The sequence below is a fragment of the Streptomyces sp. NPDC041200 genome, assembly GCF_055591805.1.
Genome location: NZ_JBVIZF010000036.1, coordinates 1 through 22,345 on the forward strand (window position 1 = coordinate 1; position 22,345 = coordinate 22,345).

Here is a 22,345-nt window from a genome sequence, read left to right on the forward strand (position 1 = left end):
GGAGGGAGGCAGGGGGGGAGGGGGGGGGGATCCTTTTCTTGTTGTGGGGGGTGGCTGGGGGGGGGGGGGGAAAGAGACACTTCACACACCCACCCCCCCCCCCACGCCCCCCTACTGGAGGTCAGTGTTGAGCCACCACCGACGTGTGAACAAGCGGACCCTCGCCGTTTCCGGAGCTGCTGTCGTCGCGCTCGGGGCAGCCGCCCTTCTGCTGCCCAATGCCAATGCGAGCCAGGACAAGACGACGGACGTGAAGACCTTCTCGTCCCCGTCGGCAGTGAAACTCGCGCGGAGTCTCGCCTCTGACCTCGGTGACAACGGCGCTGGCTGGTACTTCAACAACGACACGAGCCAACTGGTCATGAACGTCATGACCGAGGACGCGGCGAAGACCGTGCAAGCGCAGGGCGCGGTCGCCAAGATCGTGCAGAACAGCATGACCGAGCTGAAGGCCGCCACCCAGACCCTGAGCACCGACGCCTCGGTGGCCGGTACCGCCTGGTCCATCGACCCGGTGACCAACAAGGTCCGGGTGACCGCGGACAAGACCGTGACCGGCGCCAAGTGGGCCACGCTGACCAAGGCCACGGACGCGATGGACGGCATGGTGACCGTCCAGCGGACGAAGGGCGAGTTCAAGAGGTTCGACGAGGGCGACACGGCCCAGACGGGCGCCGGTGACGCGGCGGGCGGCGCCGCCGCCGGGGACGACGCGGCCGCTGGCGGCGCGGGAGACGCTGCCGCCGGTGGTGCCGGTGACGCTGCCGCCGGTGGTGCTGGTGACGCGGGTGCCGGTGGTGCTGGTGAGGCCGCGGGCGGTGCCGGGGGTGCCGCTGGCGGTGCCGGTGAGGCTGCCGGTGGCGCGGGCGGTGGCGGCGAAGCGGCTGCCGGTCTCGTGGGTGGCGATGCCATCTTCGGCGGTGGCGCCCGCTGTTCCCTCGGTTTCAACGTCGACGTCGACGGAGCCCCCGGCTTCCTGACCGCGGGCCACTGCGGCAACGAGTCCGAGACCTGGACCGCTGACCAGGAGGGCGCCCAGGCGCTCGGCACGGTCCAGGACACCCAGTTCCCCGAGACCGACTTCGCGCTGGTCATGTACGACGACGCGACCACCCAGCCGGAGAGCGCGGTCAAGCTCGCCGACGGCACCAACCAGGCCATCGGCCGGGCCGTCGAGGCCAGCGTGGGCCTGGAGGTGACGCGCACCGGCAGCACGACGGGCGTCAGCGACGGCGAGGTCACCGGCCTGAACGCCACGGTGAACTACGGCGGTGGCGACATCGTCAACGGCCTCATCCAGACGAACGTGTGCGCGGAGCCGGGCGACAGTGGCGGCGCGATGTTCGCCGGGGACGCGGCGGTCGGCCTCACGTCCGGTGGCAGCGGTGACTGCACCCAGGGCGGCGAGACGTTCTTCCAGCCGGTGACCGGTGCCCTGGAGGCCACGGGCGCTGTGATCGGCGCCGATGACGGCGGCGCGGGCGATGCCGGTGGCGCGGAGGACGCCGGTGGCGCCGCCAACGCGGGCGCGGGCGATGAAGGCGCCGCGAATGCCGGTGCTGGCGACGAGGGCGCCGCGAACGCCGGTGCCGGTGATCAGGGTGCCGCGAACGCCGGTGCCGGTGATGAAGGCGCCGCGAATGCCGGTACGGGCGCCGAGGGTGCCGCGAACGCCGGTGCCAATGCCGGTGCCAATGCCGGTGCGAACGCCGGTGCCAACGCGGGCGCCGGAGCCGGTGACGCCGCCAGTGGGGCCGGGCTCAACTGACCCGGCTCACCCCCTGAACGAGGCCCCGGGCGCCCTCCTGCCCCAGTGCCCGGGGCCTCCCTCTCTTCCCCCGCACAACGCTCAGCCGATCTCGCGGAGCCCGGCCGCCTCCGCCGCCGCGCCGAGCACATCGCGCAGTACGGCCGGGGTGAGCCGACCGGTGAAGGTGTTCCGCTGGCTCACGTGATAGCAGCCGAACACCCGCAGCGGTGCGCCCCCGTCGGTGGCCTCCAGCGTGATCCGCGTGCCGTGTCCGAAGGCGGGCCGCGGCCGGGGCACGGTCCAGCCGGCGGCGTTCAGCGCGGGCAGGGCGGCCTGCCAGCCGAACGCCCCGAGGACCACCACCGAGCGCAGGGTCGGCCGCAGCAGACGCAGTTCCCGCTCCAGCCACGGGCGGCAGGTGTCCCGCTCTTCCGGGGTGGGGCGATTGGCGGGCGGCGCGCAGTGCACCGGTGAGGTGATCCGTACCCCGCGCAGCGCGAGACCGTCGCCGAGGTGGGTAGCGGTGGGCTGGTTGGCCAGGCCCACCGCGTGCAGCGCCGCGAACAGGAAGTCCCCGGAGCGGTCGCCGGTGAACATCCGGCCGGTGCGGTTGCCGCCGTGCGCGGCCGGGGCGAGCCCCACCAGGGCGAGCGCCGCGTCCGGCGGGCCGAATCCGGGCACCGGCCGGGCCCAGTAGTCCCAGTCGGCGAAGGCGGCCCGTTTCGTACGGCCCACCTCCTCGCGCCACGCCACCAGCCGCGGGCAGGCGCGGCACCGGCTCACCCGCTCGTCCAGCTCGGCGAGGGTACGGGCTCCGGGCGCCCGGCGGGCGGGCTCGGCTGGTGCGTCACGTGGGGTCATACGTCGCGCGGGTGCCCCGCCCCCTTGCGCAGGAAACGCCGCAGCCGGGTCAGTGGCCACGTGTTGATGACATCGTCGGTGGTCAGCCAGGCGCGCTGGGCCATGCCCACCCCGTACCGCTGATTGGCCAGGTCCAGCGTGGAGTGCGCGTCGCTGTCGATGGCGAACACCACGCCGTACTCCTTCGCCCGCAGGATGTTCTCGTCCGACAGGTCCAGCCGGTTCGGATGCGCGTTGATCTCCAGGGCGGTACCGGTACGGGCACACGCGGCGAACACCGCGTCCAGGTCGGCGTCGACGCCGGGCCGCTTGCCGAGGATACGGGTCGTCGGATGGCCGATGATGTTGACGTGCGGGTTCTCGCAGGCCCGCAGGAACCGCCGGGTCATGGTGTCCCGGTCCTGGCCGAACTGCGTGTGCACCGAGGCCACGCACAGATCGAAGCCTTCGAGGAAGTCGTCGGGCCAGTCCACCTCACCGTCGGCGTCGATGTTCAGCTCCACACCGTGCAGCAGCCGCATGTCCCGGCGGCCGCGCCCGTGGTCCATGGCGCGCAGGCGCTCCCGCTGGGCGAGGATCTTCTCCTTCGTCATCTGCTGCATGTACAGCTTCGGCGCGTGGTCGGTGACGGCGTAGTACGCGTAGCCGCGCCGCTCCGCCGTGGCGATCATGTTCTCCAGCGGTTCGAGGCCATCGGTGAGATCGGTGTGGGTGTGCAGATCGCCGCGCAGATCGGATGCGCCGACCAGCGTGGGCAGTTGGCCCTCCAGCGCGGCCTTCACCTCGCCGCGGTCCTCGCGCAGGGTCGGCGGGATCCAGTCCATGCCGAGCCGCGCGTACACGTCCTCCTCGCTGCGCGAGGCGATCTTCTTGCCGCTCTTGGTCTCGAAGAGGCCGTACTCGGAGAGCTTGAGCCCGTGGCGCACCGCGATCGCGCGGACGCGGATGTTGTGGGCCTTGGAGCCGGTGAAGTACAGCAGCCCCGCGCCCCACGAGTCGAGCGGGAGCACCCGCAGATCCACCTGGAGCCCCTTGGTGGTGCGGATGGAGGTCTTCTTCTCGCCGTGCGCGATGACCTCGGTGGTGTACGGGAGCGCGGTGAACGCGTCCATGAACGGGGCCGATTCGGCGGCCGCCACCAGGATGTCCACGTCGCCCACGGTCTCCCGCATCCGGCGCAGCGACCCGGCGTACGCCACCCGCTCACAGCCCGGCACCCGGGACAGCGCGGCCACGATGTCATCGGCGACGTCCATGGCCCCGTCCAGCGGGACCCGGCCGCCCGCGGCCCGCAGCAGTCCGATGCCGTGCAGGATGTTCTCCTCGGACTTCGGCCCGAAGCCCTTGAGGTCGCGCAGCCGGTGTTCCTCGATCGCGGTGGCCAGCTGCTCGACCGAGGCGATGTCCAGCTCCTCGTACAGCAGCATGGCCTTCTTCGGCCCGAGCGCCGGGATCGCGGTCAGCTCCCGCACCCCGGCGGGGATCGCGGCGCGCGCCTGCTCGACGGCGGGCACGTGTCCGGTGCGCAGATACTCGACGACCTTGTCGGCGATCGACTTGCCGACGTTCGGGATCTCGCGCAGCGCCTTCACATCGAGCCGCGCCACATCGGCGGGATGGCCGCCGATCGACCGCGCGGCCTTCTCGTAGGCGCGCGCCCGGAACGCGTCCCCGCCCGTGATCAGGAGGAGATCGGCGTACTCACGCAGGAGGGCTTCGACCTCCTCGTTGGAGCGAGCCATGCAACAAATTCTAGTCGCCGTACGGCCGGACGGTACTGGCGATCCCGGAGCGCTGGAGGGATGCTTGGTTCGAGAAGCGCGTGTGTTTCCCCGCGGGTGTTTCCCCGGTTTGGGGGAGGTCATGGACGTTGGATTCCTGAAGCCGTTGTTCGATCGTCCCGGTCCGTGGGCGTGCGTCTACCTCGACACCTCGCGTGCGACGGAGGACGCCCCCACGCGGCGCCGGTTGCGGGAGCGGTTCGTGGCCGGTCAGCTGACCGCCCAGGGCGCCGACCCCCGCACCCGTGAGGCGGTGGTGGGCAGGCTGGCCGGTGAGCGGGCGGCCACGGCGTCCGCCGGACGGGCGCTGTTCGCCGCGGACGGTGAGGTGGTGCTCGACCTGCCGCTGGCCGCGTCCCCGGGCGACGTGATGACGTCCTGGTCGCCGCTGCCCCGGGTGGCGCCGCTGGCGTCGCTGCGCGGCGAGTGGCCGTCGTGCCTGGTGGTGTACGTCGACCGGACGGGCGCCGACCTGGAGCTGCGTGACGAGGGCGGGGCCCGCCCGGTGTGCCGCGCCACGGCCGGGGGACCGCGGGGCCGTGGCCACCGGTCGCTGCCCGCCGACCGGTACGAGTGGCACTACCGCAACCGGGTCGAGAACGGCTGGGAGCACACTGCGGACCTCGTCGCCGAGGAGCTGGTACGGCAGTGGCCGGACAGCGGGGCGCCGCTGCTGGTCCTGGCGGGCGATCCGCGCGAGCGCAGGGCGGTACGTGACCGGCTGCCCGAGCCGCTGCGGGACCGGGCCGTGGAGGCGCGGCACGGCAGCCGGGCGCCCGGATCGGCCCGGGAACTCCTGGAGGCGGAGATCGACCACGCCCGCGCGGACCACGCCCGGGCCCATCTGGAAGCCGTACTCGATCTCTTCCGCGCCGGGCGCGGTCGCCCCGGCGGGCACATCGCCAGCGGCCACGACGGCTCCGCGCCGAGCGGGGCGGCGGAGGGGGTCCCCGCGGTGGTGGAGGCGGTGCGCAGCCATCAGGCGGCCACCCTGCTGCTGGGGCAGGCGGGCGGCGACATGCGCCATGAGGTGTGGATCGGGCCCGGCGCCGATCAGCTGGCGGTGCAGCGGGCCCAGGTGCGGGCGCTGGGCGTGCGCACACCCGAGCCGGCGCGCGCGGACGACGCGCTGATGCGGTCCGCGGCGGTGGCCGACACCGAGGTGCTGCTGGTCCCCGAGGGCGTGCCGGGACCGGCCGGTGGGCTGGGCGCGGTGCTGCGCTGGCACGGGCAGGGCTGAGACCCGCTGCCGGTCGCGCCCCGGGGCCGTCAGGAGCCCCTGGCCGCACCGGATCTGAAATCGTGTCGAAAGCTATTTTCCCGGCGAGTCTGTCATATAGGGAAAGTTCACACTTTTGTATGCTTTCTTCAGCGCGTCGTTCCCCCCTGTCGGACAGTCACTGTCCGTACGGTCACGAAAGGGGCTCCACATGCAGACGATGGAGGTTCGCCCACCAGTACCCAGTCGTTCGAGTAGTAGATGGCGTCGATACGGACGGCTCGCCGCCGCGAATTTCGTGCGGGGCGCGTCGTATGCATGCGGCACCGCGGCCATCGGAATGATGGCGTGGTGGGTGCAGACCCACTAGCCCCCAGGTTGTCGCGACAGCCGCTCGGGGCGGCTGTCGCGGCTGTCACGGCTGCGGATGGGGCTGTTGACGGAACCGGAAGCCGTGATGTGCCTTGCGCGCGGCCTCGCCCCCCTGGCCTCCGAGCCGGGCCCGCAGCTGGATCCCGTGAATCACCTCGATGATGCCCAGAACGATCAGCCAGACGCCGGTCACCAGGGTGAGCGCGGCGATGGAGCCGAAGGGCGACACGATCAGCACGACTCCGGCCAGGGCGCTGATGACGCCGAGGAAGATCTGCCAGCCACGGGCGGGGATCCCCTCGTCCTGGACGGCCGTGGCGGTGTGCATGACGCCCCGCAGCAGCCAGGCGAATCCGATCCACAGGGCCAGCAGCAGGACCGACTGTGCCGGACCCCGGAAGCAGATCAGTCCGAGGAACACGCTCACCGCGCCGCTGATGAAGCCGAGGACGCGCATCGACCGGGGGACATGCGCCCCGAAGGCCCCGATGAGCTGGAAGATGCCGCTGATCAGCAGGTATACGCCGAACAGGGCGCCGACCACCGCCAGGGTGGCCGCTGGCCACACCAGTACCAGCAGCCCCAGCACGATCGCGGCCAGGCCCGCGGTCAGTAGGACCTGCCATGCGGCGTCCGACAGGGTGCCCAGGAGACCGGTGAAGGGGCGGTCCGCGTCGCCGGGACGCTCATTCCGCTGGTCGGCCCGCTGATCTGCCTGGTCGGCGTCGCGCGAATTGTCCGAGGGGAACGTCATCGTCGTCCACCTCCTTGAGGGAACAGTGATACCACCATCCTCGCTCTCCGCGCGCCGAATCGCCTGGTGGCGGGCTGGTGGCAGCCGGTGGCAGCCGGTGGCGGCCGGTGCCGCCGCGGTCAGCCGCCCGTCGCGAATCCGGGGAAGAGCGTCATGCCACCGTCCACGTAGAGCGTCGTGCCCACTACGTAGTCACACAGGTCGGACGCGAGGACGACCGCGGCGTTCGCGATGTCCTGCGGGTCGCCGACGCGGCCGTAGGGGATCAGCTCCAGCAGCGCGGTGCGGGCGTCCTCGGTGTCCCACGCGTCGCGGTTGATCGGGGTCTGGATGGCACCCGGCGCGATCGCGTTCACCCTGATCTTCCGCGGCGCCAGCTCCTGGGCCATGGTCTGCATCATCATCGCCACGCCGCCCTTGGACGACGCGTAGTTCACATGACCGGCCCAGGGGATGATCTGGTGCACCGAGCTGACGCAGATGACCTTCCCGGCCGCCCGCGACACCTGCGGAACGACACCGCGCCGCTGGAACTCCTTGACCGCCTCCCTGGCGCACAGGAACTGACCGGTGAGGTTGACGGAGAGCACCTTCTCCCAGTCCGCCAGGGTCATCTCCATCGTCGGGGCATCACGCTGGAGGCCCGCGTTGGCGACCAGGATGTCGATCGTGCCGAGCCGGTCGACCATGTCGGACACCATGCCGACCACTTGGTCCTCCCGCGACACATCCGCCTGGTGGGCGTAAGCGCGCACACCATGGTCCTCGACCTCCTTCACGACGGCCTCGGCGGCCGGACGGTCGGAGACGTAGTTGACGACGACATCCGCGCCGGAGCGCCCGAGGGCGATCGCGGTCGCCTTGCCGATGCCCGAGTTGGCGCCGGTCACCAGCGCCTTCTGGCCCTTGAGGAGCCGCAGGTCGGACACCGAGGGCGGGCCTTGGGGAGTGGTCATGGGTGTTCTCCTTCGCTGGGGCGTCCGTGGTGCGCGCCCCGACCCTCGCAGCCCGTGGCGGACACCGTCCTTCTCCACGGCGCCACGGTCACCCGCTGAGGCGATGCACATCGTTCCAGCGGCGCAACGTTCAGCAACGTTCAGCCGCGCGACGCGGGGGAGTGGCGGGCGGCGCGCCGTTCAGTGGGCGCTCGCCTCCGCCATGGCCTGGGCGCGCAGCGTCGAGCAGGTGCGGTTGATCAGCCGGGAGACATGCATCTGGGAGATGCCGAGCTGCTCGGCGATCCGGCTCTGCGTCATGTCGCAGAAGAACCGCATGTAGAGGATCTGGCGCTCCCGGTCGGGCAGCCGTCCCAGCCCGGGGCGCACCGCCTCGCGGTCCACCACCCGGTCGTACGCGGGCTCCGGGCGGCCGAGCGTGTCCGCCAGCGAGTATCCGTCGTCCGCGCCGGTCAGCTGGGCGTCCAGGGACAGCGGGGTGAAGCTGCCCATGGCCTCCATGCCGATGCGCACCTCCTTCTCGGTGAGGCCGGTGCGCTCGGCGATGGCCTCGGTGGGCACCGAGGCGTCGTCGAGGGAGTGGGACAGCTCCCGGTGTGCGGTCCGCACCCGGTTGCGCAGCTCCTGGACCCGGCGCGGCACGTGCAGCACCCACAGGTGGTCCCGGAAGTGGCGCTTGATCTCGCCGACGACGGTGGGCACCGCGAAACCGGCGAACGCCGTGCCGTGTTCGGGGTCGTACCGCTTGACGGCCTTCACCAGGCCGAGCGCGGCCACCTGCTCCAGATCCTCCAGGGATTCACCCCGGTTGCGGTACTGGCGGGCCAGCCGCCGCGCCATCGGCATCCAGGCCTCCACCACCCGCTGCCGCAGCGCGTCCTTCGCGGGGCCCTCGGGGAGGCGGGCCATCTCGTGGAACTCGGCGCTGGTGTCGGGGGCGTCGTCATGCGGGTGCTTCGAGGAGCCGGACCGGGGACGGGCCGTGTCCTGCGCTGCGGTCGTCATCTCACACACCTCCTGCGATGGGCTGACGGGTCGCCTGGGACCGTGGTCGCTGCCATGCGGGAGCGTGCGGGATGCGGACCGGAGGCCGCGCCCTGGAGCGATCAGACTGCTCCCGCGGTGCGTGCCTCCGGTCCGAAGCACGCATAGCCGCTTGCCCGGGGCCTCCAGGGGTAAACCCAACCGGCCGCCGCACACGGGGATTTCAGCCCAGCAGCGCCGCCACCGTGATGAGCACCGGCGCGGCCAGCACCGTGGACAGCAGGATGGACTCGCGGGCCAGGATGGTGCTCGTGTCGTAGCGCACCGCGTAGGTGAACAGGTTCTGCGCCGAGGGGAGCGCGGAGGTGACGACGGCCGCGAAGAGGGCGGGCCCGCCGAGCCGGAACACACCGGCCGCGATGGCCCAGGCCACCACCGGCTGGCCGAAGGACTTCAGCGCCACCGACAGCAGCACCGGACCGCGCTCCTCGCCCCGCCCGGGCAGCTCACTGCCGGGCAGCGAGATCCCGAAGGCCAGCAGCACGGCGGGGACGGCCATGCTGCCCACCAGGGAGAAGGGTTCCATGATGGGCCCGGGCACCCGCCACCCGGCGGCGGCCACCGCCACCCCGGACAGTGAGCCGATCACGATGGGATTGCGGAACGGGGAGGTCACCCGGCGCAGTACCGAGGGCGGGTGGTCCGAGGGGCGGCTGAGGTCGATCACGGTGAGCGCGATCGGGGTCATCACCAGCTGCTGGAACAGCAGCACCGGGGCGATGAGGGACGCGTCGCCGAGGACGTACATGGCGATCGGGATGCCGAGGTTGCCCGCGTTCACATAGCTCGCGCACAGGGCGCCGATCGTGGTGCGGCCCACGCTCCACTTGCGTACCGCGCCGACCGCGACGAACGCGCCCGCCACCACGAAGGTGCTCAGGGCCGTGACGAGCAGCGGGGTCGAGACGATGACGGCGAGATCGGCGTGGGCGAGCGTGGTGAACAGCAGTGCGGGTGAGGCGACGTTGAAGGAGAGTTTGGTCAGCACCTCCCGGCCCTGCCCGCCCAGCGCTCCGCGGCGGCCGAGCACATAGCCGGTGACGATGATGCTCGCGATGACGCCGAAGCCGGTGATCACACCGCCCACGGGACCTCCGCCCGGCCGGGGTGCCGGTGGGCTACGGGGTCCCGCGGAGCGGGGTGGCGTCTGGGAACGCGGGGCGAGAGGCGGGGCGCGGCGGTCATCGGCGGTGTCTTCCCGGGCTGGAGTTGTCAGCATGCACCCTACAAGTAACCCGGGCGGGCTGTGCAGAAGACGGGACGCCGTCCCACTATGTGATCGGCTGTGCGATCGGCCTAGGTGATCGTCAGGGTGCGTTCACTCCTCGCCAGCGAGCTGTTGCCCGCGTAGATCTGGATCTCGCCCTTCTCCACCGTGAACGTGCCGTCCCGGTCATGGGTCCAGAAGCCCAGGTCCTCGGTGCCCAGCCGGAAGCGGAGGGTGGTGGACTTCCCGGCGCCGAGGGTGGTCCGGCGGAAGCCGCACAGCCGCCGCACCGGCTGCGCGAGGCTGGCCACCGGGTCGCGCAGATACACCTGCACCACCTCGTCGCCCTCGCGCTCCCCGGTGTTGCGCACCGTGACCGCCACCTCCACGGTGTCGCCCTTGCGCAGCGCGTCGGCCGTGATCCGGCTGACGGACAGCTTCGGCTCCCCGATGTCGAAGGTGGTGTAGCTGAGGCCGTGGCCGAAGGCGAACTGCGGGCCGTCGGCGAGGTCGAGGTACTTGGAGGTGTACTTGTTGTCCGGGTCGTAGGGGCGCCCGGTGTTCTCGTGGTTGTAGTAGATGGGGATCTGCCCGGCCGAGCGCGGGAAGGACACCGGCAGCTTGCCGCCGGGGTTCACCGTGCCGAACAGGACGTCCGCGATGGCGTTTCCGCCCTCGATGCCCGGATGCCACGCCTGGAGCACGGCGGGTGCCGAGTCCAGCCAGCCGCCCATCGTCAGCGGACGCCCGCTGACCTGGACCACGACGAAGGGTGTACCGGTGTCCGCGACCGCCGCGATCAGCTTCTCCTGCTGTCCTGGCAGGCTGATGTCGCTGCGTACGGCCGCTTCCCCGCTGAGCGCCGAGGCCTCCCCGACCACGACGACCGCCACCTCGGCCGCCCTGGCGACCGCGGCGGCCTTCGCGATGCCACCGGTGTCTTTGCCTGCCGGGTCCACGCCGCGGGCATGGGTGACCCGGGCCTTCGGCGCGGCGTCCTTGACCGCGTCGAGGACGGTGACCGGGGCAAACGCGTCCGCCCAGGGTCCGGCCCAGGAGCCGCGCAGATCGGTGGAGTCGGCGAAGGGGCCGACGACCGCGATGGAGGAGACCGACGGGCCGAGGGGGAGGAGCGCCGCCTTTCCCTTCGCGGCCGGGGTGTTCTTGAGCAGAACCAGGGTGCGCGCGGCCGTCTCGCGGGCCGCCGCCCGGGACGCCTTCGTGGGCTCGTTGATCGCGGCGTCCTCGTCCACATAGGGGTGTTCGAAGAGCCCGAGCCGGAACTTGAGCCGCAGGATACGGGCTACCGCGTCGTCCAGCCGGGCGGTGGTGATGTCACCGCCGCGCAGCAGCCGCTTGCCGTGGTCGGCGAGGGTGGTGCTGGCCATCTCCATGTCGACCCCGGCGTTCAGCGCCAGCCGGGCCGCGTCGGCGTGGTCGGCGGCGAAGCCGTGAACCGTCATTTCCTGAACGCCGTTGTAGTCGCTGACGACGACGCCGCCGAACTCCCACTCGTCCTTGAGGATGTCGGTGAGGGTGTGCGGATTGCCATGGGCGGGGACCCCGCTGATGGTGTTGAAGCTCGCCATGACGGTGGCCACCCCGGCGTCCACGGCCGCCAGGAACGGCCCGAGGTAGAGGTTGCGCAGCCGCGCCTCGGAGACGTCCACCGTGTTGTAGTCGCGCCCGCCCTCGGCGCCGCCGTACGCGACGAAGTGCTTGGCGCACGCCGCGAGCCGGTCCTTCGACGCCAGGTTCTCGCCCTGGTAGCCGCGGGTCTTGGCGGCGGCGACGGCGGCCGTCAGATACGGGTCCTCGCCGCTGCCCTCGGAGATCCGCCCCCAGCGAGGTTCGTGGGTGACGTCCATCATGGGCGAGAAGGTCCAGTGCACCCCGTTGGAGCGGGCCTCCTTCGCCGACACCTCGGCGTCCCGTTCGGCCACCGCCGGGTCGAAGCTCGCGGCCTGGGCCAGCGGGATGGGGAAGGTGGTCCACATGCCATGGATGACATCGAGCCCGAACACCAGCGGGATCCCCAGGCGTGACTCCTCGACGGCCATCCGCTGGAGGGTGTTGGTGTTCTTCGCCCCGTAGATGTTGAGGACGGAGCCGAGCCGTCCCTGGCGGGCCGCCTTCTCCGCCTCGGCGGTCTGTCCGCCGCCGGGCCCGGTGTCGCCGGTCCAGGCGAGCTGCTGGAGCTGGCCGAGCTTCTCCTCGACCGTCATCCGCCCCAGCAGGGCCTGGACCCTGGCCTCGTACGGGGCGGGTTCCGCCGCGGGCCGCTCGCCCGGGCCCGGCCGCTCCCGGGCGTGGGCGGTGCCGGTGGCGGCCTTGCCCGCGATGGCCGTGCCGCCCGCCGCGGCGAGCACCGTTCGTCTGCGCACACCATTCATGTTTCTTCGTCCCTTGAAGAGTTGTGAAGAGTTCAGAGGGTGTTCGACGGTTCGATCTTTCAAGAGGTGAACCGAAGGTACGGAGCCGTTTCCGGGGCGTCAAGGGTTCCCGTAATGGGTTCCTATTGACGGGCGTGGGGCGGGATTCCATACTCATCGCCACGGTTAACCGTGAACGGTTAACCAATTGCCCGGGCAATGAGGCCCAGAGCAGGAGAAACACATGACCTCACGCCACGCGTCCGCCCAGCTCCGCCGCACCGTGTTGTCGAGCTTCATCGGCAACACCATCGAGTTCTATGACTTCCTGCTCTATGGCCTCGCCAGCGCGCTGGTATTCGGCGATCTCTTCTTCCCGAGTCTGAGCCCGTTCGCGGGCACCCTCGCGTCGTTCGCCACCTTCGGCATCGGCTTCATCGCCCGCCCGCTCGGCGGCTTCGTCTTCGGCCACCTCGGCGACACCATCGGCCGGAAGACCACGCTGGTCACGACGTTGTGCGGGATGGGCGCCGCCACCTTCGCCGTCGGTCTTCTGCCAACGTACGACACCATTGGCATCTGGGCACCGGTGCTCCTCGTGGTGCTGCGCTTCATCCAGGGCTTCATGGTCGGCGGTGAGTGGGGCGGCGCCATGCTGATGGTCGTCGAGAACGCCCCGGCCCACCGCCGCGGCTTCTTCAGCGCCTGGCCCAACACCGGTGGCTTCTCCGGACAGCTGCTGGCCACCGGCATGTTCGCGCTGATGGGCATGCTGCCCGACGGGCAGTTCCAGGCCTGGGGCTGGCGCGTGCCGTTCCTGTGCAGTGCGGCGCTGGTGGGCGTGGGCCTGTGGATGCGCGGGCGGCTCGGTGAATCCGAGGTGTTCGAGCAGGTCAAGCACGAGGAGGGCAAGGCCAAGGCGCCGCTGCTGGACGTGCTGCGCCACGACTGGCGGAGCGTGCTGCTGATCATGTCGCTGCGGTTCAGCGAGAGCGTGCCGTTCTTCCTGCTGACCGTCTTCGCGGTGTCCTACGGACCCGAACACCTCGGCATCCCGAAGGCCACGCTGACCACCGCCATCATGATCGCCTCGGTGCTCGCCTTCCCCGCCCACGGCTTCTTCGGCGCGCTGTCCGACAAGGTGGGCCGCCGCCCGGTGTACGTCTACGGCGGCCTGGCCGCCGCGGCGCTGGCCTTCCCGGCGTTCTGGCTGCTGAAGTCCGGCTCGGCGGTGCTGATCGTCCTGGCGTACTGCCTGGTCATCAACCTCGCCCACAACGCCTGCAACGCCGTCCAACCCGCCCTGTTCACCGAGCTGTTCGGCTCCAAGGTCCGCTACAGCGGCGCCTCGGTCGGCGCCCAGCTCGGCGCCATCGTGGCCGGTGGCCTCACCCCGTTCATCGCCACCGCGCTCACCGGCGGCGGCGACAACTGGGTCCCGGTGGCCGCCTACGCGAGCGCCGTCGCCCTGGTCTCGGCGGCCGCCGCGTACTTCTTCACCCCCGAGACCTCCCGCCGCGACCTGGTCGACACCAGCTCCGCGATGACGGCCGGGCCCGGGCCCGCACCGGACACCGAGGCCGCCAAGGTGCCGGAGACCGACGCGGTCGCGCCCTGACAGGAGCCACCCATGACCGTCCACCGCGAGTTCGTCCTGCGCGACGACCCCCGCTTCGGACACTGCCACGCCTCCACCCTGCTCCCGCTGCCGGACGGCGAGGTGCTCGCCGCCTGGTTCGCCGGGAGCCGGGAGGGCGCGGACGACGTGGCGATCTGGCTGGCGCGGCGGGCGGGTGACGGCGCGTGGCACGAGCCGGTGAAGGTGGCGGACGAGACGGGGCTGCCACACTGGAACCCCGTCCTGTTCGCCACTGGCCACGGCGAGGTGCTGCTCTTCTACAAGACCGGCCACCGTATCCCCGGCTGGCGCACCCGGGTGCTGCGCTCCCGGGACGGCGGTCTGAGCTGGTCCGCCCCCGCCGAGCTGGTGCCGGGCGCGGACGGGGCCGGTGGGCGCGGACCGGTGAAGAACAAGCCGGTCCGCCTGGCCGACGGTGGCTGGCTCGCGCCCGCGTCCACCGAGGAGCCGCGGAGCGCGGGCGGCCGCTGGGACGCGTTCACCGATCGCTCGGACGACGGCGGCGCGAGCTGGCGGCGCTCCGCGCCCGTACCGCTGGACCGCTCCGCGTTCCCCGGCGCCGGGGTCATCCAGCCCACCCTGTGGGAGAGCGCCCCCAGTGAGGTGCGGATGCTGCTGCGCAGCTCCTGCGGCCGGGTCTGCCGCAGCGCCTCCCACGACGGCGGCATGACGTGGTCGGCCGCGCGGCCGCTGGACGTCCCGAACAACAACAGCGGGCTGGACGCCGTACGGATCGCCGACGGCCGGGTGGTGCTGGCCCACAACCCGGTGGCCGCCGAGTGGGGCGCGCGCACCCCGCTGGTGCTGTCCGTCTCCGAGGACGACGGGCTCACCTTTCGCCGGGCGGTGGTGCTGGAGGACCGGCCGGTCTCCCGCCCCGGTGCCATCGTCCCGGACGAGACGGGCGTGCGGACCGACGGCCACCGCGAGTTCTCCTACCCGGCCGTTGTGCCCTGGGCGGACGGGGTCGCCGTCAGCTACACCTGGCAGCGGCGCGGCATCGTCTTCGCCACCGTTTCCGAAGCGGCCCTGGGGGAGGAATAATGAGTCAACGGTTAACCGTTGACTGAAGAGGACGTTCCGCCCCCCAGAAGGAGTCCGTCGGTGCCCATCACCTCGCTACAGCAGCAGTCCCTCGGCGATCTGGTCGCCCACGAGCTGCGCGTCCTCATCATCTCAGGACGGCAGCGCCCCGGCACCCATCTCGTCGAAGGTGCCCTCGCCGAGCAGTACGACGTCAGCCGCGGCCCGGTCCGCGACGCGCTGCGGCAGCTGGAGGCCGAGGGGCTGGTCGAATCGCGCCGCCGCGGGGTCTTCGTCACCGGGCTCACCGAGGACGACGTGGACGAGCTGTACACGCTGCGGGAATCCCTGGAGACCCTGGCCCTCACCCTCGCCATCGGCCGGGCCGAACCCGGCGACTGGGACCGCGCCCAGGGGTTCGTCGACCGGATGCTGGACGCCGCCGACCGCGCGGCGCCCAGCGACTTCGCCCTCGCCGACCTGGAGTTCCACTCCCAGTTCTACGTCCTGTCCGGGCACCGGCGGCTGGTCGCAGTCTGGGAGCAGTACCGCCCCACCTTCGGCGTGGTCCTCGATGTCACCAACGCCCAGGACGTCGATCTGCACCCCTCCGCCGAGGCCCACGCCGATCTGCTGAAGACCGTGCGCGGCGGCGAGACCGAGACGGCCGTCACCACGCTGCGCGAGCATCTCCTCGGCGCCAAGAACCGGCTGCGCGCCGCGCTGCGCGCCGCACGGGCCGCCGAGGGCTGAGCGTTCAGTGCCCGCGCTCGTCCATGCCCTTCATCAGGGCCTGGTGGCTGGCGCGCACATGCTCGCGCATCACCCGCTCGGCGCCGTCGCCGTCCTTGGCCTGGATCAGGCTGAGGACGCGGTGGTGCTCGGAGTCCGACTCGATGAGGCGCCCGGGGCGGGACAGCGAGGTGCGCACCAGCCGGGCGTAGGCGAGCTGATTCATCAGGGTGCGGTAGTGCCCCTCCAGCTTGCTGTTGTCCGCGCCCCTGACGATCAGATCGTGGAACTCGTGGACCAGCGCCGCGTACCGCTCGGCGTCGCCGTCCTCGACAGCCTGGTCGGCCGCCCGCATGCTGGCCTCCAGCTGATCCACCTCGGGTACGTTCCCACGGAAGGCGAGCAGCCGGGCGGCGGCGCCCTCGAACAGCTCCTTCATCTGGAACAGCTCGGTCAGCTCACGGCGTGACGGCACGGCGACGAACGTGCCGACCCGCGGCCGGACCTCGACCAGCCCCTCTATCTGGAGCTGCTTGAGAGCCTCGCGGATGGGCGTCCGGCTGACCCCGAAGGTCTCGGACAGCGCCATCTCGGACAGGCTGGAGCGGGGCGGCAGTTCGCCACTGATGATCATCTGCCGCAGCTCCTCGGCGACCCTCGCCTGCATGCTGGTCTGCTGAAGCCGCTTCCCTGTGGGTTGTTGCATGGCACGGGACAGTATGCGGGGCGCTCTCTCCCCGTCAACCGAGGACAGGTTGGTGTGTTCTGCCATACAAGAGCGCTCCCGCCTGGACATGTCGTCATGACCTCACGCGCCATGACCTCATACCGTCATGACCTGAGGATGAACGGATCCCCAGCTGGTTCCTCGCTGGTGTTGATCCACACACTCTTCAGCCGGGTGTACTCCCGGATGACCTCCGTGCCGTGCTCGGTGCCCATGCCGCTGTTCTTGAAGCCCGCCCGGGGCGACATCGGCGACATCGAACGGTAGGTGTTGGCCCACACCGTGCCCGCCTCCAGCCGGTCGGCCATCCGGTGCACCCGGTTCACATCCCGGGTCCACACGCCCGCCGCGAGGCCGTACTGCGAGTTGTTGGCGATGGCGAGGGCCTCCTCCTCGGAGTCGAAGGCCATGACCGTGGCCACCGGCCCGAAGATCTCCTCCTGGCAGATCCGCAGCGTGTTGTCGACGTTGGTGAACACGGTGGGGGAGTAGAAGTAGCCGCCGAGGCCGGTGTCCGGCCGGGCCCCGCCGCAGACCACCTTCCCGCCCTCGGAGCGGCCCAGTTCGACGTAACCCTCGACCTTCTCCAACTGGTCGGCGAGGGCCAGCGGGCCCAGCTCGGTGGCGTCGTCGAGGGGGTCGCCGATCGCGATGGTGGCGGCCCGCGCGGTCACCCGCTCCAGGATCTCGTCGTACGCCTCGCGGTGCACCAGCACCCGGCTGCCCGCCACACAGGTCTGCCCGGCGGCGGCGAACACCCCGGCGATGACGCCCATGGCGGCCGAGCCCAGATCGGCGTCCGGGAAGATGATGTTGGGGGACTTGCCGCCCAGCTCCAGGGTGCAGCGGATCAGCCGGTCGGCGCAGGTACGGGCGATCCGGCGGCCGGTCTCGGTGGAGCCGGTGAAGCTCACCTTGGCCACGTCCCGGTGCTCGGTCAGCGGGCCGCCCGCGGTCGCGCCGAAGCCGGTGACCACGTTGACCACGCCCGGCGGGAAGCCCGCCTCCTCGAAGAGCGGGGCGAGCGCCAGCAGCGAGGCCGAGGTGTGCTCCGACGGTTTGATGACCATCGTGTTCCCGGCGGCCAGTGCCGGGGCCAGCTTGGTGGCGGTGAGCAGCAGCGGCGAGTTCCAGGGGGTGATGGCGCCCACCACGCCGACCGGTTCGCGCAGGGTGTAGTTGAGCAGTGCGCGGCTCGCGCCCGGGATGACGTCGCCCTGGATCTTGTCGGCGAGGCCCGCGTAGTAATAGAAGTACTCGGGCATGCCCGCGAGTTGGGCGCGCATCTCGCGCAGCAGCTTGCCGTTGTCCAGGGATTCGGTGCGGGCCAGCTCCTCGGCGTGTTCGCCGATCAGATCGCCGAGGTCGCGCAGCAGCCGGCCGCGCCGGGTCTGGCTCAGATCGCGCCAGCGCGGATCCTCGAAGGCGGCGCGGGCGGCGTTCACCGCGCGCTCCACATCGGCGGCGGTGCCGTCCGCCGCCTCGTACCAGGACTCGGCGGTGGCCGGGTTGACGCTGGCGAAGTAGCCGCCGTCGGCGGGGGCGGTCCACTCGCCCGCGATGTAGTGGTCATGGCGCGGCAGGCGGTTCATGAGCTGTGGCACTCCTGATGTCCGGTGTGGGTGAGGATTGCGTCGGCGAGCCGCTCCGGGCACTCCAGTGGCAGCAGATGGCGGGCCCCGGGCACGATCACCGCCCGGCCCCCGGGGATCCGCTGCGCGAGCCGGTGCGTCATGGCCGGGGTCGACCCGGGGTCGTCCTCCCCGGTCACCGCGAGGGTGGGGGCGGTGATCCGGGGCAGTTGCGGCCACAGCCCGGCGTCGGCGGTCGCGAAGACGTCGTAACAGGCGAGGTACGAGACGGGATCGTTGGCCAGCAGCGTGTCCAGCACCCGCTGCGCCAGACCGGGCTCCTGCGCCCGCCAGCCGGGGGAGAACCAGCGGTCGACCGCCGCCCACGCGGACGCCCCGAAGTCCCGGGCCGCCACCTCCCGCCGCCGCGCCACCGCCGCGCGCTCGTCCTCCGACCGGCCCGCCACCGAGCTGACGAGCGTCAGCGAGGCGGTGAGGTCCGGCCGGTCCAGGCCGAGCTGCTGGGCGACCAGGGCGCCGAGCGAGAAGCCGACGATGTGCGCGGGTCCGCTCAGCACGGCCGCGACATCCGCGGCCAGCTCGGCCGTCGACACCCCGGGGGCCGCGGCCGGGGAGGTGCCGTGGCCGCGCAGATCGACCAGTGTGACCCGGTGCCGGGCGGTGAGCGCGGGCAGACACCGCTCCCACATCCTCCGGTCGAGCCCGACCCCGTGCAGCAGGACGAGGTCGGTCCCGGCGCCGTGCGTCTCGTGCCCCAGCGCGACCGGCGTGGTGGAGCACGTCCCGGACGGACGGGTCGGGCCGCCCGTCCGGGGCGTGTGCGTATCGCTGCCCGTGCCCATGGCGCTCACTGCTCCGTGGCGAGCGGGGCCAGCCGGGCCTGGGGGCGGCCCTGGGCGGCGGCCGCGAGCCCGACCACGATCTCGTCGGCGCGCGGTCCGTCCGCCACCCGCACCTCGATGCTCTGGTGGTGCGAGCGGATCGTGGCATCGGTGATGTGCTTGAGCGGGATGTCGAAGACCGTGCCCGCGGCCGCGCGCTTCTCCACGGCGGGCAGCAGGGTGGTGGCCTGCGCGGCCTTGCGGAAGTGGTCGCCGAACTTGAGCGTGTGGATCAGCCCGGAGCCGTGCTCGATCTCCCCGTCCAGGCCCACGATGGCGGCCTTGCCGTACGCCTCGACCGGCGCGCCCAGCGCCTCGACCACCCGCGGCGCCAGCAGCTCGCCGAGCTTCGGCGCCACCTCGTCGATACCCGGCAGCAGATCCGTCACATAGCCCTGTCCGGCCCACGGGTTCTCGATGACGGCGAGCACCACCGCGGTCCGGGCGGGCGGGTCCACCGGGCGGCCGCCCTCGCTGTGGATGTCCTCGGTGAAGGTGATGATCTTGCGGACGTTCACTGCACGGTCTCCATGTTCTTGCGGTCTTCCAGGTCGGCGAGGCGGACGGCGGGATCGGTGGCCCGGTCCCCGATCCGCGCGTTGGGGCGGGGGCCGGAGGCACCGGCCGCGATGACGACGATCTCGTCGGGCCGGGGCGCGTCGGGGATGCGGATCTGGCACGTCTGGTAGTGCGAGCGGGTCGCGGCCGCCGTCTTGTGCCACAGCGGTACGGTCAGCGGCTCACCCGCCGGAAGCCGGTCGTCGCTGAACACGATGATCGAGGTGCCCTCGGTCAGCTCCCGCAGGACGTTGCCGAAGAACGGGGTGTGGATCAGCGCCCCGCCGTGTTCGATCTCCCCGTTCAGGCCGACGATGGCGGCCTTGCCGAACGCCTCGACCCGCTCCACGCCGCCCAGCGCCTCGCTCACCCGGTCGGTGAGCAGCCGCGCGAGCCCCGGGGCGATCCGCTCGACCTCGGGCTGCAGATCGGCGACCAGGCCCAGGCCCGCCCACGGGTTACGGATCACCGCGGCCGCCGCGGCCCGGCGCACCGGCACGGTCACCGGCCGCCCCAGCTCCAGCAGCAGCTCGTCGGTGACACTGACGACCTTGCGCAGGCCCAGGTCAGTCATGGCTGCCGCCACCGGTGAACCGCGGCATGACCTTCTCCGCGAACAGCTCCAGGCTGCGCATCGCCTTGCGGTGCTCAAGACCCGGGTGGGTGGTCCACAGCAGCAGATGCTCCAGGCCCACCTCCTCCCGCAGCTCGGCGATCTTCTCCGAGACGTACTCGGGGGTGCCGACCAGCAGATTGCGCTCCGCCAGGAAGTCGAACGACAGCTCGTGGGCGCCGGTCAGCTCCTCGCCCGCCTCCATCAGGTTGCCCAGGCCACGGAAGTGCATGATCCACCGGTAGGTGGTCATCAGCGCCTCCTCGAAGTCGGCGCGCGCCTGCTCCATGGTGTCGGCGACGTAGACGTCCCGGACCAGGCCGATGCCCTCGCCGAGCGCGTACGCGCGGCCCGACGCCCGGCTCGCCGTGTCGCGGTACAGCTCGAAGCGCTCCTTGAGCGCCGAGACCGGCGGCAGCCAGAACATCCCCTGGACCCCGTCGGCCGCGGCCGCCTGGATCGACCGGGGACTGTCGATGACCTGCCACAGCGGCGGATGCGGGCGCTGCATCGGGAACGGGGTGACCTGCATCTTGGTGATGACCCCGTCCTCCATGTAGGCCGGGGTGGCGGGGGAGAGCGGGTGGTTCCACTTCACCCCGGGGGCGGGGAACTCGTAGAAGCGGCCCTGGTGCGAGAAGAACTCGCCGCTCCACGCCTTGCGCAGGATTTCCACGGTCTCGTCGTACAGCGCGCGGTTCTGTTCCTGGTCGCGAGGATCGGCGAGCGCGTTCAGATTGAGCGCCTCGCGTCCGTACAGCCCCCGGCCGAGGCCCACCTCGACCCGGCCGCCGGAGAGCTGGTCGAGCATCGCGATGTCCTCGGCGAGCCGCAGCGGGTGCCAGAAGGTGGCGATGTTCGCCGCCTGGCCGATCCTGATGTTCTCGGTGCGGGCGGCGATGTCCGCGCCCATCAGGACCGGGTTCGGGGTGATCTCGATGGCCTCGTGGCCGAAGTGGTGCTCGGTGTACCAGGTGGACCAGAAGCCAGCGCGGTCCGCGGCGACCGCGAACTCCCGTGCCTCGTCCATGACTTCGGCGTAGGAGCCGAGCCGGCCCGGTGCTCCGAGGTTGTGGAATATCGAGAATCGCATGCAGCGTCCGTCCTGTTCTTCCGGGTCGCGCTGTGCCATGGCAGGGAGGCTAGGAGTCCGGTTGGGGCCCGTCAAGGGTTAACGTCCAGGCAACAACTTTGACCTGTGCATTTGCTGCGAGAACGGTTCTTTCCCGGTTCATTTGTCCCAAGGTGTTGACAGCGGCCGACGCCGTTCTTAGCGTCCTCTGCCATACAAGAGCCGAATGAGGGATCCGTCATGACGCACACTCTTGACCGCACCACCCGCATCCGCTCCGCCTGGCAGGCCGCCTGGGATCAGGGCCGGATGGAGGCGCTCGACGAGCTGCTCAGCCCCGGCTACGTCCGACGGCGCGGCCCCGCCGCGGCGCCCCAGGACCGCGAGCAGTTCAAGGACTCCGTACGCGCCATCCGCGAGGCGTTCCCCGACCTCCACACCGAGATCGAGGAGATCGTGGAGGACGGTGAGGAGCTGGCGATCCGCTGGCGCAGCACCGGCAGCCACACCGGCGACTTCCTCGGCGTGCCACCCACCGGCCGCCCGGTCGAAGTCTCCGGCGCCACCTTCACCCACTTCGACAACGGTGTGATCGCCGAGGAGTGGGTGACCTGGGACCCCCGCCAGCTGCTGGAGGCGCTGGGGATCATCACCACCACCCAGGAGGCCGCCGTCGACGCCGACCTGGTGCGCGGGGTGCACCGCAAGTTCATCACCGGCGTGACCGTGGTGACCACCGACGACGCCGGTACGCCCAGGGGCCTGGCCGTCAACGCCTTCTCCAGCATCTCACTGGACCCGCCGATGGTGCTGGTCTGCGTCCAGCGCAGCTCCACCACCCACCCCGCGCTGCACCGGGCCACCCACCTGGGCATCAACATCCTCGCCGCCGGTCAGCTCGACGTCGCCAAGGTCTTCGCGTCCAAGGGCGACGACAAGTTCGCCGGACTGTCCTGGACCCCGGGCGACTCCGGCGTCCCCCTGCTCGACGGGTCCTGCGCCCAGCTGGAGGTGGAGATCGGCGAGCGGCTGGAAGCGGGCAGCCACACCGTCTTCACCGGCCGGGTGGTCGCGGCCCGTCACGAGGACCTGGCACCTCTGGTCTACAGTGGTGGCGGGTTTTTCGATATCTCGAACACAGCGCCTTTGCCGTGGTGAGACGCCTCCGGCCGCGCCTGGACCCACCCTTCCC

General features: G+C 71.4%; 19 protein-coding genes. 6 read left to right on the forward strand and 13 right to left on the reverse strand.

Features of this window, described 5'->3' with window-relative positions; all coding sequences use genetic code 11:
* Positions 1-145: 145 nt before the first annotated feature.
* Positions 146-1,768 carry a S1 family peptidase gene (locus ACZ6CL_RS37040; protein WP_468944443.1) on the forward strand — a complete coding sequence of 541 codons (1,623 nt, stop codon included), beginning with the start codon at positions 146-148 and terminating at the stop codon, positions 1,766-1,768.
* An 81-nt stretch (positions 1,769-1,849) separates the two neighbouring features.
* Here ACZ6CL_RS37040 and ACZ6CL_RS37045 read toward each other — a convergent pair whose 3' ends face one another.
* The gene (locus ACZ6CL_RS37045) at positions 1,850-2,611 is read right to left on the reverse strand and encodes a uracil-DNA glycosylase (protein ID WP_468944445.1); all 762 of its coding nucleotides are present in this window, start codon (positions 2,609-2,611) and stop codon (positions 1,850-1,852) included.
* Positions 2,608-4,353: a DNA polymerase/3'-5' exonuclease PolX gene (gene polX / locus ACZ6CL_RS37050; RefSeq protein ID WP_468944447.1), complete on the reverse strand. Its 1,746-nt coding sequence runs from the start codon at positions 4,351-4,353 to the stop codon at positions 2,608-2,610. The genes ACZ6CL_RS37045 and polX overlap by 4 nt, the downstream gene beginning before the upstream one ends.
* A gap of 121 nt (positions 4,354-4,474) precedes the next feature.
* Here polX and ACZ6CL_RS37055 point away from each other — a divergent pair, with 121 nt between their 5' ends.
* Positions 4,475-5,632, forward strand: a complete 1,158-nt coding sequence (locus ACZ6CL_RS37055) for a baeRF2 domain-containing protein (protein WP_468944449.1) — start codon at positions 4,475-4,477, stop codon at positions 5,630-5,632.
* 394 nt (positions 5,633-6,026) lie between these two features.
* Here the strand turns inward: ACZ6CL_RS37055 and ACZ6CL_RS37060 are convergent, their stop codons facing one another.
* From ACZ6CL_RS37060 to ACZ6CL_RS37080, 5 genes are all read right to left on the reverse strand, one after another.
* Complete coding sequence (locus ACZ6CL_RS37060) at positions 6,027-6,737, reverse strand: HdeD family acid-resistance protein (protein ID WP_468944451.1); 711 nt, start codon at positions 6,735-6,737, stop codon at positions 6,027-6,029.
* A gap of 119 nt (positions 6,738-6,856) precedes the next feature.
* Complete coding sequence (locus tag ACZ6CL_RS37065) at positions 6,857-7,693, reverse strand: SDR family oxidoreductase (protein ID WP_468944454.1); 837 nt, start codon at positions 7,691-7,693, stop codon at positions 6,857-6,859.
* A gap of 180 nt (positions 7,694-7,873) precedes the next feature.
* Positions 7,874-8,698, reverse strand: a complete 825-nt coding sequence (locus ACZ6CL_RS37070; protein WP_468944457.1) for a SigB/SigF/SigG family RNA polymerase sigma factor — start codon at positions 8,696-8,698, stop codon at positions 7,874-7,876.
* Positions 8,699-8,900: 202 nt separating this feature from the next.
* Positions 8,901-9,824, reverse strand: a complete 924-nt coding sequence (locus ACZ6CL_RS37075; RefSeq protein ID WP_468944459.1) for an AEC family transporter — start codon at positions 9,822-9,824, stop codon at positions 8,901-8,903.
* A 209-nt stretch (positions 9,825-10,033) separates the two neighbouring features.
* Positions 10,034-12,337 carry a glycoside hydrolase family 3 N-terminal domain-containing protein gene (locus ACZ6CL_RS37080; RefSeq protein WP_468944460.1) on the reverse strand — a complete coding sequence of 768 codons (2,304 nt, stop codon included), beginning with the start codon at positions 12,335-12,337 and terminating at the stop codon, positions 10,034-10,036.
* 223 nt (positions 12,338-12,560) lie between these two features.
* On the opposite strand from ACZ6CL_RS37080, the gene ACZ6CL_RS37085 reads away from it, so the two are divergent.
* From ACZ6CL_RS37085 to ACZ6CL_RS37095, 3 genes are read left to right on the forward strand one after another with little or no spacing between them, the layout of a single operon-like run.
* Positions 12,561-13,934, forward strand: coding sequence for an MFS transporter (locus ACZ6CL_RS37085; protein WP_468944463.1), 1,374 nt, complete (start codon positions 12,561-12,563; stop codon positions 13,932-13,934).
* Between the two features lie 12 nt (positions 13,935-13,946).
* Positions 13,947-14,999, forward strand: coding sequence for a sialidase family protein (locus ACZ6CL_RS37090; protein ID WP_468944466.1), 1,053 nt, complete (start codon positions 13,947-13,949; stop codon positions 14,997-14,999).
* Positions 15,000-15,059: 60 nt separating this feature from the next.
* A complete protein-coding gene (locus tag ACZ6CL_RS37095) occupies positions 15,060-15,731 on the forward strand; it encodes a GntR family transcriptional regulator (RefSeq protein WP_468944468.1) in 672 nt (223 codons plus the stop codon).
* A 4-nt stretch (positions 15,732-15,735) separates the two neighbouring features.
* Here ACZ6CL_RS37095 and ACZ6CL_RS37100 read toward each other — a convergent pair whose 3' ends face one another.
* From ACZ6CL_RS37100 to ACZ6CL_RS37125, 6 genes are all read right to left on the reverse strand, one after another.
* On the reverse strand, positions 15,736-16,416 hold the full coding sequence (locus ACZ6CL_RS37100; RefSeq protein ID WP_468043943.1) for a GntR family transcriptional regulator: 681 nt from the start codon (positions 16,414-16,416) through the stop codon (positions 15,736-15,738).
* Between the two features lie 125 nt (positions 16,417-16,541).
* Positions 16,542-18,029, reverse strand: coding sequence for an aldehyde dehydrogenase (locus tag ACZ6CL_RS37105; protein ID WP_468944472.1), 1,488 nt, complete (start codon positions 18,027-18,029; stop codon positions 16,542-16,544).
* Positions 18,026-18,871 (reverse strand): alpha/beta fold hydrolase, encoded by an 846-nt coding sequence (locus ACZ6CL_RS37110; protein ID WP_468944474.1) that lies wholly within the window; start codon positions 18,869-18,871, stop codon positions 18,026-18,028. The genes ACZ6CL_RS37105 and ACZ6CL_RS37110 overlap by 4 nt, the downstream gene beginning before the upstream one ends.
* 5 nt (positions 18,872-18,876) lie before the next feature.
* Positions 18,877-19,428, reverse strand: a complete 552-nt coding sequence (locus ACZ6CL_RS37115; protein WP_468944477.1) for an amino acid synthesis family protein — start codon at positions 19,426-19,428, stop codon at positions 18,877-18,879.
* Complete coding sequence (locus tag ACZ6CL_RS37120; RefSeq protein ID WP_468944479.1) at positions 19,425-20,042, reverse strand: amino acid synthesis family protein; 618 nt, start codon at positions 20,040-20,042, stop codon at positions 19,425-19,427. Before ACZ6CL_RS37120 ends, ACZ6CL_RS37115 begins: the two co-directional genes overlap by 4 nt.
* Positions 20,035-21,174, reverse strand: coding sequence for an LLM class flavin-dependent oxidoreductase (locus tag ACZ6CL_RS37125; RefSeq protein ID WP_468944481.1), 1,140 nt, complete (start codon positions 21,172-21,174; stop codon positions 20,035-20,037). Before ACZ6CL_RS37125 ends, ACZ6CL_RS37120 begins: the two co-directional genes overlap by 8 nt.
* Positions 21,175-21,393: 219 nt before the next feature.
* On the opposite strand from ACZ6CL_RS37125, the gene ACZ6CL_RS37130 reads away from it, so the two are divergent.
* Positions 21,394-22,311 (forward strand): flavin reductase, encoded by a 918-nt coding sequence (locus ACZ6CL_RS37130; RefSeq protein WP_468944483.1) that lies wholly within the window; start codon positions 21,394-21,396, stop codon positions 22,309-22,311.
* The last annotated feature ends 34 nt before the right edge of the window (positions 22,312-22,345 follow it).